General features: G+C 50.1%; 16 protein-coding genes. 15 read left to right on the top strand and 1 reads right to left on the bottom strand.

What is annotated here, in order from left to right; genetic code table 11:
• Nucleotides 1–355 precede the first annotated feature (355 nt).
• From I656_RS01155 to I656_RS01185, 8 genes are all read left to right on the top strand, one after another.
• On the top strand, nucleotides 356–1186 hold the full coding sequence (locus I656_RS01155; RefSeq protein WP_033006709.1) for a flagellar hook-basal body protein: 831 nt from the start codon (nucleotides 356–358) through the stop codon (nucleotides 1184–1186).
• Between the two features lie 21 nt (nucleotides 1187–1207).
• Nucleotides 1208–2029, top strand: a complete 822-nt coding sequence (locus I656_RS01160; protein WP_020756711.1) for a flagellar hook-basal body protein — start codon at nucleotides 1208–1210, stop codon at nucleotides 2027–2029.
• 11 nt (nucleotides 2030–2040) lie between these two features.
• Nucleotides 2041–2382, top strand: coding sequence for a DNA-directed RNA polymerase subunit beta (locus tag I656_RS01165; RefSeq protein WP_020756710.1), 342 nt, complete (start codon nucleotides 2041–2043; stop codon nucleotides 2380–2382).
• Between the two features lie 33 nt (nucleotides 2383–2415).
• Entirely contained in the window at nucleotides 2416–2853 is a 438-nt protein-coding gene (fabZ, locus tag I656_RS01170; protein ID WP_033006707.1) for a 3-hydroxyacyl-ACP dehydratase FabZ, read from the top strand.
• 140 nt (nucleotides 2854–2993) lie between these two features.
• Entirely contained in the window at nucleotides 2994–3365 is a 372-nt protein-coding gene (locus tag I656_RS01175; protein ID WP_015376035.1) for a hypothetical protein, read from the top strand.
• 251 nt (nucleotides 3366–3616) lie between these two features.
• A complete protein-coding gene (locus I656_RS0116860; RefSeq protein ID WP_033006706.1) occupies nucleotides 3617–4360 on the top strand; it encodes a YveK family protein in 744 nt (247 codons plus the stop codon).
• Nucleotides 4341–5048, top strand: a complete 708-nt coding sequence (locus I656_RS01180) for a CpsD/CapB family tyrosine-protein kinase (protein WP_020756707.1) — start codon at nucleotides 4341–4343, stop codon at nucleotides 5046–5048. Before I656_RS0116860 ends, I656_RS01180 begins: the two co-directional genes overlap by 20 nt.
• Nucleotides 5049–5106: 58 nt before the next feature.
• Nucleotides 5107–5892 (top strand): SGNH/GDSL hydrolase family protein, encoded by a 786-nt coding sequence (locus I656_RS01185; RefSeq protein ID WP_020756706.1) that lies wholly within the window; start codon nucleotides 5107–5109, stop codon nucleotides 5890–5892.
• A 133-nt stretch (nucleotides 5893–6025) separates the two neighbouring features.
• Here I656_RS01185 and I656_RS01190 read toward each other — a convergent pair whose 3' ends face one another.
• Entirely contained in the window at nucleotides 6026–6967 is a 942-nt protein-coding gene (locus I656_RS01190) for a LytR family transcriptional regulator (protein WP_033006702.1), read from the bottom strand.
• 233 nt (nucleotides 6968–7200) lie between these two features.
• On the opposite strand from I656_RS01190, the gene I656_RS01195 reads away from it, so the two are divergent.
• From I656_RS01195 to I656_RS01225, 7 genes are all read left to right on the top strand, one after another.
• Nucleotides 7201–7965 (top strand): tyrosine-protein phosphatase, encoded by a 765-nt coding sequence (locus I656_RS01195; RefSeq protein WP_020756703.1) that lies wholly within the window; start codon nucleotides 7201–7203, stop codon nucleotides 7963–7965.
• 456 nt (nucleotides 7966–8421) lie between these two features.
• Nucleotides 8422–9792 carry an AAA family ATPase gene (locus tag I656_RS01200; protein WP_020756702.1) on the top strand — a complete coding sequence of 457 codons (1371 nt, stop codon included), beginning with the start codon at nucleotides 8422–8424 and terminating at the stop codon, nucleotides 9790–9792.
• Entirely contained in the window at nucleotides 9785–10348 is a 564-nt protein-coding gene (locus I656_RS01205; RefSeq protein ID WP_013146577.1) for a hypothetical protein, read from the top strand. Before I656_RS01200 ends, I656_RS01205 begins: the two co-directional genes overlap by 8 nt.
• A gap of 47 nt (nucleotides 10349–10395) precedes the next feature.
• A complete protein-coding gene (locus I656_RS01210) occupies nucleotides 10396–11076 on the top strand; it encodes a hypothetical protein (protein WP_020756700.1) in 681 nt (226 codons plus the stop codon).
• Nucleotides 11077–11191: 115 nt separating this feature from the next.
• A complete protein-coding gene (gene galU / locus I656_RS01215; RefSeq protein ID WP_020756699.1) occupies nucleotides 11192–12082 on the top strand; it encodes a UTP--glucose-1-phosphate uridylyltransferase GalU in 891 nt (296 codons plus the stop codon).
• 53 nt (nucleotides 12083–12135) lie between these two features.
• Nucleotides 12136–13965, top strand: coding sequence for an SDR family NAD(P)-dependent oxidoreductase (locus tag I656_RS01220; protein ID WP_020756698.1), 1830 nt, complete (start codon nucleotides 12136–12138; stop codon nucleotides 13963–13965).
• A gap of 621 nt (nucleotides 13966–14586) precedes the next feature.
• Nucleotides 14587–15309 (top strand): glycosyltransferase family 2 protein, encoded by a 723-nt coding sequence (locus tag I656_RS01225; RefSeq protein WP_020756697.1) that lies wholly within the window; start codon nucleotides 14587–14589, stop codon nucleotides 15307–15309.
• Nucleotides 15310–15334 lie beyond the last annotated feature (25 nt).

The raw sequence follows: 15334 nt of genomic DNA, 5'->3' as shown, positions 1-15334 counted from the left end.
GGTGGGAGTATGTCACAAAGCCGTCATGCCCTTTGGCCAAGAGATGGTTCATCTGGATCAACCTTATAGAGTCAACCTTTTGCGTCATTCAGGCGCAGACCGCTTTGGAAGGACGTTTTTCTCATGGCGTGAAAAATGGATACAACCGCCGCCGGGACAAGCGAGGCGGGCAAAAAAGGAATGGCGGGGGATGCCGCGGCTGCCTTTGCCCGCTTATAATGAAAGTATGGAATGGAAAGGAGCGGAGCGGCAGGGCAACGCGCCGCCCGCTTGACCATAGGGAACACCCCATCTGCCGCTGCCCAAAGAGCGGCCGCGGCTTTTTCTGATCGATCGGACAAGCGAGGTGCTGGTCATGTTGAGAGGGTTGTACACCGCCGCGAGCGGCATGTTGGCGCAAGAGCGGCGCGTGGATTGGTTGACGAACAATTTGGCGAACGCCGAAACGCCGGGATACAAAGCCGATGCTGGAGCGATGAGAGCGTTTCCGGAACTGTTGATGAGCCGCCTCGAGGATCAACCGATCCCGACCGCCTCAAGGCGCGCCATCCCGACGCAAACCGTCATTGGGCCGCTCGTTACGGGCGTCTATATGCAAGAACTCATCCCGAACTTCCGCCAAGGGGATGTGAAAGAAACCGGCTTGGCGACCGATATCGCCCTTGTGGACGGACAAGTCCCCGTCGACCGGGCAAGCGGGCAGCGGGGCGCGCTGTTTTTTGCCGTCGAAACAGGTGAGGGCGAGGTCCGCTACACGAGAAACGGTCATTTCACCATAAGTCCGGACGGCTACTTGACGACGCAAGAGGGTTGGTATGTGCTTAATGCCAATGGCGAGCGCATTCCGCTCTCAAGCGAGCGGTTCTCGGTCCGCGACGATGGAACGATCATCGATGAGAATGGGACGGCCACCCGTCTCGGCGTTGCATTCGCCGCCAATCCGCAAACATTGGTGAAGGAAGGAAACGGCCTGTTCCGCAGCACGACAGGGCCGTTGCCGCAGGCGCCCGGCAATGTGACGTATACGGTGAAACAGCGTTTTCTCGAGCGGTCGAACGTCGATGTCGAGCGGACGATGACCGACTTGCTCGCGGCTTACCGAACGTTTGAAGCAAACCAAAAAATCGTCCAAGCGTACGACCGCAGCTTGGACAAGGCCGTCAACGAAGTCGGCCGCCTGAAATGATGACGAAAGGGGGACAAGCCCGTGCTCCGCTCGATGCTCACCGCCGCCAACACGATGAACGCTTTGCAAGAGCGGCTCGATACGATCAGCCATAACATCGCCAACAGCAACACCGTCGGCTTTAAACGGCGCGAAGCGAGCTTTGCCGAGCTCTTGACCCAACAAATCGACCGCCTGCCGAACGACGAAGCGCCCCGGCAAACGCCGCCTGGCGTGCGCTATGGCAACGGGGCGCGTCTCGCTTCGACGATGCTCATCACCAAGCAAGGCGCGCTGGTGGAAACCGGCCGCCGCTTGGATTTTGCCTTGACGGCCGAAAACCAATGGTTCCGCGTCCGTCTGGCCGATCAAAACGGCGCCGCAACGATCGGCTATACCCGCGCCGGCAACTTTTCGCTTGCGCCCATGAACGGCGAGCTTGCTTTGACGACAAGCGACGGCCTGTTTGTGCTTGATGAAAGGAACGCGCCGATTGTGCTTCCCGCCGATGCGCATGACGTGCAGATGTCCCCGACTGGGACGTTGACGGCAACCAATGCCGACGGCCGCGTCGTCGCCCGCGTCAATTTGGGCGTCACCGTGATCCGCCGTCCGCAACTTCTGGAAGCCCGCGGCGGCAATGTCTATGCGCTTCCCAACGTCCCAGGCGCGGCCGAAGAACTGAACGGCAACTTGCGCGGCCAAATCGGCGTCAAACAAGGCGCCTTGGAACAGTCGAACGTCGACCTTGGCGAAGAAATGGTCGGCCTGATGGCGACAAGCCGAGCGTATCAGCTGAACGCCCGCGCCATTTCCATCTCGGAACAAATGCTCGGGCTGATTAACGGCATGCGCTCCTCATAAGGAGGATCGCGATGAGTGACGAGAGGCATCAAGAACCTATGAGCTCGCCGTCTTCCCGGATGGCAAGGCGGAAAGGACGAGTAAGAAAGAGCCCGCCGGCTTCCGCCGAACCGGAAGCCCAAGCTCTTTCGGCTGAAGGGGAAGCGGCTGCGCCGCGCCGGTTCGCGCGCACCCGGCTCATCCCGATTTGGCTTCGGCTCATCATCGTCGCCGCGTTGATGGCCATAAGCCTCGCCGCCGGCGCGGTCATTGGCTACAGCGCCATCGGCGATGGGAAGCCGCTCGATGTATTCCGCCCGTCCACGTGGAAGCACATCATCGATATCGTCGAGAAAGGAACGGATCGCGGCTGATGAAGCCGCCCAAGAAGAGAAAGGAGTTTGCCCATGCTTGACATCCAGCAAATCCAGTCCATCATCCCGCACCGCTATCCGTTTTTGCTTGTTGACCGCATTCTGGAAATCGAAGAAGGCAAGCGCGCCGTCGGCATCAAAAACGTCAGCGCCAACGAATCGTTTTTCGCCGGCCACTTCCCCGAATACCCGGTCATGCCCGGCGTGTTGATCGTCGAAGCGCTCGCCCAAGTCGGCGCCGTCGTCCTCCTGCAAAGTGAGGAAAACCGCGGCCGCCTCGCCTTTTTCGCCGGCATCGACAACTGCCGTTTTAAAAAGCAAGTCAAGCCGGGCGACCAGCTCCGCTTGGAAGTCGAAATCCTCCGCGCCCGCGGCGCCATCGGCAAAGGCAAAGGCATCGCCACCGTCGCCGGCGAGCTTGTCTGCGAAACGGAGTTGATGTTCGCTCTTGGCGACAAACGAGCTGACTGAACAAAACGCGTTCCTTCGGGGGAGCGCGTTTTTTGTCGGCTGCGCTATATAGCGAACGAATGAAAAGTTTCTTTCTGGGAAAGATAAACAAGGACCGGCCTTACATAAGGTCACCACAATAACAGAAAGGAGCAGATAGGATGAAGAAAAAAGCGCTGCTGGTCCGGCTGTTCAGCGCTCTTGTCGCCCTCTTTTTAGCGGCGGGATGCAATATGAACCGCGACAACAACAATCCGCCGCCGCCGAACAACAATCAAAACGATGTCAACGACCAAGACATGAACCCGGCCGATGACATCAACCAAAACGATGACGTCGACAACGACAAAGACAATGACGGCATCCCAGACAACCGCGATACCGATTTGAACGACAACCAAAACAATCAACTCCCGCCGGGAGACGACACGAACAACGGACCGGGCGACGATGAGCGCGATACGGTTCCGGACCGCGAAGACCCGATTGAAGACCCGCGGGATGCGAACGACAAAGACAATAAAGATGAATAACGAAAAAAGGGCTGCCAATCAAGGCGGCCTTTTCGTTTCGCCAAAATTAGTACTGATTTCGGCTAGATATGTCCCTTTCCATTCGCTATAATGGGAATGTCGATTCATGTTCGAAAGATCGGGACAGAGGTCGAACATCGGGATGTCCTTGTGGAGGAAACAGCAGTACAACCTTCCATTTTGCATCAGAGGGAGCGTACGTACTGCGAACGTCAACCAAGAAGGAGACAGACAAGAGAGGGGGAATACTGGTGGAAGAAACGATCAGCCTGCGTGAGCTGTTCGAAACATTGCGCAAACGGCTTTGGCTCATCGTGCTGATCACCGCGCTAGCGACCGTTGTAAGCGGTGTGGTCAGCTATTTTCTATTAACGCCGATTTATCAGGCATCGACGCAAATTCTCGTCAACCAAGCGAAATCGGAGCAGCAGCTCTACAACTTCAATGAAATCCAAACGAACGTGCAGCTCATTAACACGTACAGCGTCATCATCAAAAGCCCGACCATTTTGGAAAAAGTGAAAGACGAGCTCCGCCTTGACCGGACGATCGACGAGCTGAACGAACAGATTCAAGTCTCAAGCGAAAAAGACTCGCAAGTGTTCTCGGTCACCGTCCAAGATCCCGATCCCGCCTTGGCGGTCAAGATCGCCAACAAAACCGCGGAAGTGTTTAAAAACGAAATTGTCAAAATCATGAACATCGACAACGTAACGATTCTGTCCAAAGCGGAAGTGAAGGATCATCAAGCCCCGGTCAAACCGAAGCCTTTGCTGAACATGGCCATCGCCTTTGTCGTCGGCTTGATGACGGGTGTCGGGCTTGCGTTCCTGCTTGAATATTTGGACAACACGATCAAAACGGAAGAAGACGTCGAAAAACATCTCGGCCTGCCGGTGCTCGGTGCGGTCAGTTTGATCACGGCGGAAGGCGGGCAAAAAGCGAAACGCGAAACCGCCATTCCACAAACAAGAGGTGAAACCATTGGCTCGTAGCAATCGTCAACAACTAAAACGATTGGGGCGAAATTTAATTACAGCGGAAGATCCAAAATCGCCCATCGCGGAGCAATACCGAACGATTCGAACGAATATCCAATTTTCATTCATTGATGCGCCGCTCCGCTCCCTAATTGTCACGTCAACCGGACCTGGCGAGGGAAAATCGACCACGGCGGCGAACTTGGCGGTCGTCTTCGCCCAGCAAGGGAAAAAGACGCTACTTGTTGATGCTGATTTGCGCAAACCGACGGTCCATTACACCTTCCGGTTAAACAACTACATGGGATTAACGAACGTTTTGACGGGCTCGGCGCCGCTGTTGCCGACGTGCCAAGCGACCGAAATCGATCACTTGTCGGTTTTGACGTCGGGCCCGATTCCGCCCAACCCCGCCGAGCTCCTCAGCTCGAAAGCGATGGCGCAATGCCTCGAACAGCTGTATGAGACGTTTGACCTTGTCGTCTTCGACACTCCGCCTGTCTTGGCCGTGACAGACGCGCAAATTTTAGCCAATCAATGCGACGGCACCGTCTTGGTCATCGAAAGCGGCGGCACGGAAATCGAGGCGGCCGTCAAGGCGAAGGAGCTGCTCGAAGCGGCCAACGCCAAACTGCTCGGCGTTGTCTTGAACAAGCGGAAGCACCGCGACGGCGGGTATTATTATTACTATCAATACAAGTAACCAAAAACGGCTTCCCGATCGCGGGAAGCGTTCTGATAGAGAAAAGGGGAGAGAACCGTTGAGAAACTTCGTCTTCATCCTTTTGCTCACCGCCGCTTGCCTTGCCTTTCTGATCACCGGTCACTTGTACTGGGAGCGAAAAATCGAAGCCACCGTGCAAGCGGCGCGGGCGAAAGTCGAAACATCCGCCAAGCAGGAAACGGAGACGAGCCAAACGAAAGTGATCCTCGCCCGCGCTAGGCAGCTGCCAGCGGCCGCGCAAGCTGCCATCAAGCGGGCGGTGGAGGAACACCGTCCGATCCGCCTTGTCATCGCTGGCTCCGAATCAACACCAGAAAACGGCGGCTGGCCTGAGCGGTTGAAACAAGCGCTCGATGACGCCTACGGGAAAGGCGTGTTTCACATCACCGTCCACGAATACGAGGGCTTGACGACCGCCGACGCCGACCGACAGCGCATCGCCGCCGACTGGGCCAAGGATAAGCCCGATCTGGTCTTGTTGGAGCCGTTTTTATTAAATGACAACGGCGTCGTGACGATCGACGACACGCTTGCCCACATCCAATCGATCATCGACCAACTCAAATCGGCGGCCCCGAATGCGGTCGTGATCTTGCAGCCGCCGAACCCGATTTACAACGCAACCTACTATCCGCGGCAAGTCGAGCAGCTTGAAGCGTTCGCGAAAGAGAACGGTTATCCTTATATCAACCATTGGCCCGCCTGGCCGGATGCAAACAGCGAGGAACTGAACCGCTACGTCGACCCGCAAACCGACTTGCCGACCGCAGAAGGCGCCAACGTGTGGGCCGATGCGCTCGCCAAGCGCTTCATCGCCCAATAAAAACGAGGGCGTCCCAAAAAAAGGATGGGGACGCCCTCGTTCGTCTCCGTATATGTGCACTTGACCACTTTTTCCACACTATATGTTGCGCCTATCTTGAAGACAGACGGCCTTTTGGGTCAGCACTGTCGCATTACTTCACCGCTGTCGCTTTCAGCTCGAGATGTTCTTTCAACTCATTCGAAATCGCCAGCCGTTCGCTCTCCGGCACAAGCAAGTAATAAATGCCGTTGATTTTCGTCCCTTGTCCCGTAATATGCAGCTGCTTAATGTGCTTGCGGGCGTCTTTGTAATTCGCTTGAATTTCTTTCATTTCCTCAAACGTCAAGTTCGTTTTCACGTTTTTCCCGATCGCTGCGAGCACATCGCTGTAATTGGCAAGCGACGAGAAGCTGGCGCCTTTCTCAATAATCGCTTGAATGATCTGCTTTTGCCGATCCTGGCGCCCGAAATCGCCGCGCGGGTCCTCTTTCCGCATGCGAGAGTATTTCAGCGCTTCGTCCCCGTTCAATGTAATCTCACCTTTGGGGAAATGCGTTCCTTCATACGTAAACGCGAACGGGTTGTTCACCGTCACACCGCCGACGGCATCGACAATGTCGCGGAAGCTTTCCATGTTGACTTTAATGTAATAGTCAATCGGGATGTCCAAGAAATGCTCGACCGTCGCCATTGTCATCTCCACGCCGCCAAAGGCGTACGAGTGGTTGATTTTATCTTCCGTCCCTTTTCCAACGATTTCGGTCCTTGTGTCGCGCGGCACGCTCACCATGTCAATCGACTGCTTGTTCGGATTCACCGTCATCACAATCAGCGTATCCGCGCGCCCGCGATCCCCTTTGCGTTCATCAACGCCGATCAACAAAATGGAAATCGGCGTCTTCCGTTCAAACGAAACGTTTTCTTTCCGCTTCTCCGACTTCCAGTTGACGTTCTCGTGCATTTGGTTCGCCGTCTGTTTCACATGATGATAAATGGAATAGGCGAATATTCCTGCTCCAGCGAATAACACGACGAGCAATCCCGTCACCCAGCGGAGCCATGTTTTCTTCTTTTTTCGACGTTCTGCTCTCATGGGCACTCTTCCTTTTCCATTCAGAAATTTTCGTGCATACCATTTCGATTATAGACCGTTTTCGAAAAGAAGACAACTGACAGCCGCATTGGCGGGCGTTCCAGCTTGCCCCCTAATCGGTGGAATTTGCCTTCCATTTCGACAATGTTCGACAAACCTCACCCATTGATAGCCTGTTTTTCCTATGTTACCATAATAGATGTTTAATAGAGTGAAAAAAGGAGGAGTGGACGATGATCGACATTCACAGCCATATTTTGCCTGGCGTTGACGACGGAGCGGCGGCGATGGAGAACGCCATCGTCATGGCGCAGGCTGCAGCCAAGGAAGGAATCACGACGATCATCGCCACTCCCCATCATCAAAATGGGACGTATGAAAACCGAAGACCAGCCGTCCTTTCCTTGGCGGCTGAGTTGAACGACGAATTGAAACGGCGCGGCATCGACCTCACCGTCCTTCCTGGCCAGGAAGTGCGCATCCACGGCGACTTGCTTGACGGCCTGGCTCGCGGCGAGGTGATGACGCTTGCCGATACGCCATACATTTTGATCGAATTTCCGCCCGATCATGTACCAAAGTATGCGGAGCAGCTCCTCTTTGATGCGCAAGTAAAAGGGTTTATCCCGATCATCGCCCATCCGGAGCGAAACGTTGAAATCATCGAATATCCAGAGCGGCTGTACCAGCTCGTCAAACGCGGTGCCTTGGCCCAGCTGACGGCATCGAGCGTTACAGGCCATTTCGGCAAGAAAATCAAGGCGTTCTCGTTTCAGCTGATGGAGGCGAACTTGGCCCATTTCATCGCCTCGGACGCCCACAACACGAAAACGCGGCCGTTTCGCCTCCGCGAGGCGTACGAGGTGATCCGGAAAGAATACGGGACAGACATGGTGTACTACTTCCAAGAGAACGCCGAGCTGCTCGTTCGCGGCCAAGCCGTGTTCCGCGACGAACCACAGCGGGTGAAAAAGAAAAAGTTCCTTGGCCTCTTTTAGAAATAGTTGGCAGTATGATATAAAATAATTTAGAAATACTTCTTTTCTTTTGCCCGTTCGTTGTCGAAACATGGCTTGTTTCTTGTAGAACGATTCAGGGTGATGTCGACCGACATCCAATAGCGGCGGCTCTTTCTTTAAGACAGTTTGGCTTGCGCGGCGAGAGATTCCTAGCAGCGGCTTCTTTGTCTTAAAGACAGGCCGTTTTCTTGCTTTGCGCTTTTTCCGGTGATGTCTCCTTACCGTTATCAATGGAGGCACTCGGCCATGCCGTGGGTGGGGACGATGACGGTCCTGGCACCTTAGACGCCCGTCGTCGAGGGTGTGGCGTGAGGGCGGGTTAGATGCCCGATTTTTCAATCGTTTTGGCTCAATCCGTGATTATGAATCAAGCGTATCGTTTATAATAGTAGAAAGATAGAAGATTTGTAATTTGTAAAGAGAGGCGATACGCGCATGGAACAAACTTGGGCGTTAAAGGTTGAGCGATTTGGAAAGATCAAACAGGGGGAAATCGATATTGCCCCGTTGATGTTGTTTGTCGGCGACAACAACAGCGGCAAAAGCTATTTGATGTCGCTTCTTTGGGGGGTGTTGTCCGAGGGGCGCAAGCTGTTTCCAAAAGACCCTCCGAACACGTCCACGTACAAGGAAATCGATCGCTTTCTTGAATCGTCTATCGGCGATGACTGCCTCATCCAAGACCGTGAAGCGCAGCTGTTTGTCCAATGGTTTAATGATGTTCTCAGAAACAAAAAAAGCGAGTTGGTTCGAACGATTTTTCGGCGCAAAATCCCGATCGGTTCGTTAAGCATCGAGCGGTACCGCCGTTCTGAACCGTTGCGAATCATCTTTGAAAAGAAAGATTCGCTCCAAGGCGCTCGTTTTTCGACGGGGAAACACTATATTCGCATCCCGTATACGGATCGAAGCAAGGGACAAGCGACAGAGCGGTATCGCATGGCTCAATACATTACGTGGAATTTGCTGATGGATGGACTTACATCGCCGTTTTACCCGCCATCCAGACAAGGCGGCATCCAAGGGCGGGCCATTGGCGAAGCGCTGTATTTGCCCGCTTCGAGAACAGGGTTCATGTTGTCTTACAAGGCGCTGGTGCAAGAGATGATGGAACGGATGATCAACGAAGAACATGAGGAACCATCCCTTGACTTCACGTTGCCTGTCTATCGATTCTTGCAAGCGTTGTTGCGTTTGGAGGAAAGCGGACAGTCGAAATATGCGGACATCGGACGATTTATTGAAACCGAGATTGCCAACGGAACCATGGACCAAGAAAAAGGACCGATTCCATCGTTCTACTATTGCCCACAAGGCAAACAAGAGCGCTTGCCGTTATACGTCACATCGTCGCTTGTAACTGAACTGTCGCCGCTCATTTTGTTTTTAAAATCAAAAGCAACGTACCGTTCACTCTTTTTTGAAGAGGCAGAAGCGCATCTGCATCCACGCGTCCAGCGCATATTAGCGACAGCGCTTGTCAAGTTGGCCAACCGGGGCATGCCGGTATGGCTGACCACTCATAGCGACATTTTGTTCCAACAGGTGAACAATTTGATCAAACTTCACCAGCATCCAAAGAGAGAACAGTTGATGAAAACGTATGGCTATGTCGATGAGGACGCGATTGATCCGAAAAAGGTGAGGGCGTACCAGTTCCGCATGCAAGGCCAAGACACGATCATCACGCCGCTCATTCCGACCGAAAACGGCTTTCCGGCGGAAACGTTCAATGAAGTCATTTGGCAGTTGAATGAAGAGACGTATGCATTCCAGATCGGGGAAGAGGATGGAGAGGATGAATAACCTCGAATACCTTGAGCGAAGCTTTTATGAGAAAACGGGGGAAACAGGCGGAACGTTATATGTGATCGAGCAGGAAAAATCGGGAGAAGCACAAGTAACGCTCCACTGTTCCAACGAAGCCGTAGTGTTTTCGATCAAGCCTAACAACGGATTCCCTTATCTTCGAACCAAAAACACACCCGATGGCATCGTCTTTGTCAGAAGAGAGAAGCAATGTTGGGAACTGCACATTTTTGAATGTAAAAAAACAGTAAGAGTGAAGAGTTGGGAAAAGGCGAAACAGCAGTTTGAAGGAGGCATGCTTCATGCCTATATGTTACGAGGGCTTTTGGATCTTCCGCCTTTTTCAAAAATATGTGTATACACGGCCTACCAGGATGACCATTTATCGAAAAACTCGCCAGATCCAGCTTTGTTTCGGCAACCGGTGGGCAAACCTGTGAAGAAGCCGCCGTATGCGGACTGGGATGATCCAAGCCTTGTCATTTTGGGGCATGAAGTTCCTCATCAACGCATTCCACTGAATGACTCCGGACAAGGAGAATACACGTTGTAACGTTTCCCTGCCGCGCCATGCTATAATGGCGTCAAGGAGGTGAAGCCATGAGCCAAGAGCTGAAAGAATTGCTTCGTTCCGTCTTGCAAGAAGAACTGAAACCAGTCCACGACAGGCTCGAACGGTTGGAAGGCACAGTCGGACACATTCGTCAAGACGTATCGCAGCTGCAGCAAGACGTATCACAACTTCAGAAGGATGTCACCCAGCTGCAACAAGGCCAACAGACATTAGAAACCACGGTTTCCCAAATTCAAAAGGACGTTGCCCAGCTCCAAGAAGGCCAGAATGCATTGCAGCGTGAGATCGTCCAGCTCCAAGAAGGCCAACGGACATTGGAAACGACGGTCTCTCAAATTCAAAAAGACATTGTCCAGTTGCAAGAAGGCCAGAATGCATTGCAGCGTGAGGTCATTCATCTGCAACAAGGCCAACGGACATTGGAAACGACGGTTTCTCAAATCCAAAAAGACATCACCCAGCTGCAACAAGGCCAACAAACACTAGAACACGAGATGGCCGGCATGAAGCAGACGCAAGAACGAATCCTCGAAGAGTTGCGCATTTCCAAACACAATCAAGCCCTCATTTTAAACGATGTCACGAGCATCAGAAAATCCGTCGATGTCACCGTCTCGTACTTGCAGCGCCGATCCGATGTGATGTTTGACAAACTGATCGATCATGAAAAAGAAATCTTGAATCTGAAATCAAAAATGCCAAACTAAGTCCCGAAAAGGGGCTGTTTTTTATGCCCATATGCATCGGCGCATCGGTGCAGCTACGGTTGCACCGATGCGCGGGGGCATAGGGGCCGACTATACATAGGGGGTTACGTACTACATGAAAAAAGTACGCAAAGCAATCATCCCAGCAGCGGGGCTCGGCACAAGATTTTTGCCGGCAACGAAAGCGATGCCGAAAGAAATGCTGCCGATTGTTGACAAGCCAACGATTCAATATATCGTCGAAGAAGCGATCGCATCCGGCATCGAAGATATTATCATCGTCACGGGGAAAGGAAAACGCGCGATCGAGGACCATTTCGACATCGCCTTCGAACTCGAGCAAAACCTCATGGAAAAAGGCAAATACGACCTGCTCGAGAAAGTGAAAGAACCGTCGAAAGTCGACATTCATTACATCCGCCAAAAAGAACCGAAAGGACTTGGCCACGCCGTTTGGTGCGCACGCAACTTTATCGGCGACGAACCGTTTGCCGTTCTGCTTGGTGACGACATCGTCCAAGCGGAAACACCATGCTTAAAACAATTAATTGACCAATATGAACAAACTCTCAGTTCCGTTATTGGTGTCAAAAGAGTGCCTGATAACGAAACGCACCGTTACGGCATCATCGATCCAATTGAACAACACGGACGCCGTTACCAAGTCCGCCAATTCGTCGAAAAACCAGCGCCAGGCACCGCGCCATCCAACTTAGCAATTATGGGAAGATACATACTTACACCGGAAATCTTTCTATTCCTTGAAAAACAAGAAGCCGGCGCCGGCGGCGAAATCCAACTCACCGACGCGATCCAAAAACTGAACGAAATTCAACGTGTCTTCGCCTACGAATTCGAAGGCAAGCGCTATGACGTCGGTGAAAAGCTTGGATTTATCCAAACGACGATTGAGTTTGCGTTGCAGAATGAGGAGTTAAGGGACGATTTACTCGCATTTATGGAGAAAATTATTGCGGAAACAAAACAAAATACGAATGCATCATAACGAGCCATGGCGAACATGCTCGTTATCTATTATACGAAGGGAGACGCAGTGCGTTGGCATATCGAAAACGATTGACGTTTTTAATAATATTGGATTCATTAATCGTGCTAATGGCGATTTACGTCAGCTTGTTTACGCTTTATCCGGGGATACAAATCTGGAAATACAAATCGGTTCTGTTATCGGCGCTGACGCTGCTTGTTATCCATCATTTCTTTGCATTTACATACCGCTTGTACCATAAAGCGTGGGAGTACGCAAGCATTGGAGAACTAACGGCGATTATCAAGGCGGTCACCTTTTCGATTATCACAACGGCGATCGTGCAGTTTGCTGTCTTTCAAGATATTTACGTCCGCGCGTTAATGATTACATGGATGATTCATGTAATTCTCATCGGCGGCTCGCGCTTTGTCTGGAGAGTGTTCCGCGACCGTTACATAACACCAAACGCGAATAAACGGCGGACGCTGATTATCGGCGCGGGTGCCGCAGGAATGATGGTCGCGCGGCAGTTAGTGAACAATCCGGATGCGGAGCTGAGACCGATTGCCTTTATTGACGATGATCTGAACAAGCAAAAACTGCAGTTTTTCAACATTCCGGTTGTCGGAACGACAAAAGACATTGAAGATGTCGTTCGCGCGTTGCGCATTGAGCACATTATTATCGCGATTCCATCTCTCACAAAAAAGCAGTTGAACCGCATTTTTGAACAATGCGCGAAAACAAACGCGAAAACGCAAATCGTCCCAAAACTTGAAGATATCGTGACAGGGAAAGTATCTGTCAGCCAATTCCGAGATGTCCAAGTGGAAGACTTGCTTGGCCGCGAACCGGTCGAACTGGATATCGAAAGCATCTCCAGCTACATCGAAAACAAAGTCATTTTAGTCACAGGCGCTGGCGGTTCGATCGGTTCCGAAATTTGCCGACAAGTATGCCGATTTAACCCGAAAAAAATCGTTCTGCTCGGTCACGGAGAAAACAGCATTTATCAAATTGATATGGAACTGCGCAATCAATATAAAGACCAAATCGACATTGTCCCTGTGATCGCCGACATTCAAGACCGCGAGCGCATGTTTGAAGTGATGGAAGAACATAAGCCACATGTCGTCTACCACGCAGCGGCGCACAAACACGTTCCGTTAATGGAATACAACCCGAAAGAAGCGGTCAAAAACAACATTTTCGGCACGAAAAACGTCGCTGAAGCGGCCGATACATTTGGTGTCCAAACTTTTGTATTAATTTCGACGGACAAAGCAGTTAACCCAACCAATGTGATGGGTGCGACAAAACGCTTTGCGGAAATGATTATTCAACAATTAGACAAGCAGAGCAAGACAAAATTTGTTGCTGTCCGATTTGGAAACGTCCTCGGCAGCCGCGGCAGCGTCATTCCGTTATTTAAAAAACAGATCCAAGCCGGCGGTCCGGTCACCGTCACCCATCCGGATATGACGCGCTACTTTATGACGATTCCGGAAGCATCCCGGCTCGTCATCCAAGCCGGCGCGCTCGCCAAAGGCGGTGAAATCTTCGTCCTTGACATGGGCGAATCTGTGAAAATCGTGGATCTCGCGAAAAACTTGATTAAACTATCCGGATATACCGTCGAAGAAATCGGCATCGAATTTACAGGCATCCGTCCTGGCGAAAAGCTGTTTGAAGAACTGCTTAACGAAAACGAAGTTCATCCAGAGCAGGTGTTTCCAAAAATATTTATTGGGAAAGCAACAGCGGTGGACGAAAAAATTCTTCACGACTTTATGGAAGAGTTTGAAGAGATGGATAAAGAAGAGGTTAAAGAGAGATTGTTGGGGGTTGCGAATAACAAGTTTGTATCAATAGGTTCCGTTGGTTCTGCAAATCAATAAATAGTTGCTCTAAGTTAGGAGACTAACGATGAAATAATTATATGTAAAGCCGATGAAAAAACTATGTAAGCTACTTGACTATTTCGATAAAAATGATCTATTTATTTAATAATGGAATAGGTGTGATTGATTTTCTTATAAGATTGTAATGTTTGTCGGTAATGACTTCCCAAAACGGGTTCTCATGTCGAAGCACGACGAGTTTTACGACATTCATGGGCAAACTCCTACCCCTTATTCGGAGAATGGGTTGCGTGAAACTGAATAGAACAAAGAGGGTTTCGATTGCATCTGGGATATGATGAGGATAAATAAGCGTTTCATTATTAAGAAACTTCTTTGCTTTGTGCGTCACCGTAAGAATGAGGAATTGAAGGAGCATTTGAACATCAGATTTTCATGATGTATTGCGATAACAGACCGCTACTGTTGTGGCTATAACCTTTTCTTTGGAAAATTTTTCGCAATAATTTAAGAGTATGACACGCTTATTCATAGAGAGTATCTCTTTTTTGAGATTGTTGGAGTGGTGGTTACCTGAAAAAAAGATGCTATTTATTCATTTAGTTGGTTAATCAATACACTTATTTAATTACTTATTAATTTTAAGGGGATGAAATTTTGCAAAGAAAAAAAGTTGATCTTGTGTTTGTAGTATTGACGTACAGGAATACTCAAGATCTGATAAATTTTATAGAGTCAACTAAGAGACAAGTTAAAGAAACGTATAAAATTATTGTAGTAAATAGTTTTTATGACAATGATAGCAATAATGTTTTTTATCAAATCGCTAGAGAAAATGATTGTGATTTTATTCAAGTAGCTAATAAGGGTTATGGATTTGGTAATAATCGTGGCATTGAATATGCATTAGCAAATTATGAATTTAGATTTTTAATAGTTAGCAATCCAGATATAGAAATAGAAAAGTTTTCGATGGAAGAACTTGAGGGATTAGAGAATTGTATTTTAGCTCCTACCATTAAGACTTTAACAGGAAAGGATCAAAATCCATACTACTATTCAAAAATCGAGTTGGTGGAGTGGCTTAAATATTATTCTTATGTAAAAAATATAAGATTGATAGCTTTTATAGGTATTATTATTAATAAGGTGTATAGAGAAGTATCTCTTTTCATTGATCGAGCATTAGGAATAAGAAAAAGGAAAATTTATGCTGCTCATGGTAGTTTTGTAATATTTGGAAGGGAGGCTCTTCTAAGGTTAGGCAAAATATATGATGAAGAGATGTTCTTATTACACGAAGAAAACCATCTGGCTAGACTTGCACTAAAAAAAAAATATCAAAACTTACATGATCCATTCTATCAAAGTCCTACATAAAGAGGATGGATCATGTAAGTTTTGA

Source organism: Geobacillus sp. WSUCF1 (assembly GCF_000422025.1).
Classification (GTDB): Bacteria; Bacillota; Bacilli; order Bacillales; family Anoxybacillaceae; genus Geobacillus; species Geobacillus zalihae.
Note: the sequence above shows the minus strand (reverse complement) of the source record. Positions and strands in the feature narration are given on the sequence as shown.

What these genes read in the sequence shown, in the direction of transcription:
- I656_RS01200 (WP_020756702.1), top strand. Translation starts at nt 8,422, where the DNA reads ATGGAACAAACTTGGGCGTTAAAGGTTGAGCGATTTGGAAAGATCAAA.
- I656_RS01155 (WP_033006709.1), top strand. Translation starts at nt 356, where the DNA reads ATGTTGAGAGGGTTGTACACCGCCGCGAGCGGCATGTTGGCGCAAGAG.
- I656_RS01190 (WP_033006702.1), bottom strand. Translation starts at nt 6,967, where the DNA reads ATGAGAGCAGAACGTCGAAAAAAGAAGAAAACATGGCTCCGCTGGGTG.
- I656_RS01195 (WP_020756703.1), top strand. Translation starts at nt 7,201, where the DNA reads ATGATCGACATTCACAGCCATATTTTGCCTGGCGTTGACGACGGAGCG.
- I656_RS01205 (WP_013146577.1), top strand. Translation starts at nt 9,785, where the DNA reads ATGAATAACCTCGAATACCTTGAGCGAAGCTTTTATGAGAAAACGGGG.
- I656_RS01175 (WP_015376035.1), top strand. Translation starts at nt 2,994, where the DNA reads ATGAAGAAAAAAGCGCTGCTGGTCCGGCTGTTCAGCGCTCTTGTCGCC.
- I656_RS01165 (WP_020756710.1), top strand. Translation starts at nt 2,041, where the DNA reads ATGAGTGACGAGAGGCATCAAGAACCTATGAGCTCGCCGTCTTCCCGG.
- galU (WP_020756699.1), top strand. Translation starts at nt 11,192, where the DNA reads ATGAAAAAAGTACGCAAAGCAATCATCCCAGCAGCGGGGCTCGGCACA.
- fabZ (WP_033006707.1), top strand. Translation starts at nt 2,416, where the DNA reads ATGCTTGACATCCAGCAAATCCAGTCCATCATCCCGCACCGCTATCCG.
- I656_RS01210 (WP_020756700.1), top strand. Translation starts at nt 10,396, where the DNA reads ATGAGCCAAGAGCTGAAAGAATTGCTTCGTTCCGTCTTGCAAGAAGAA.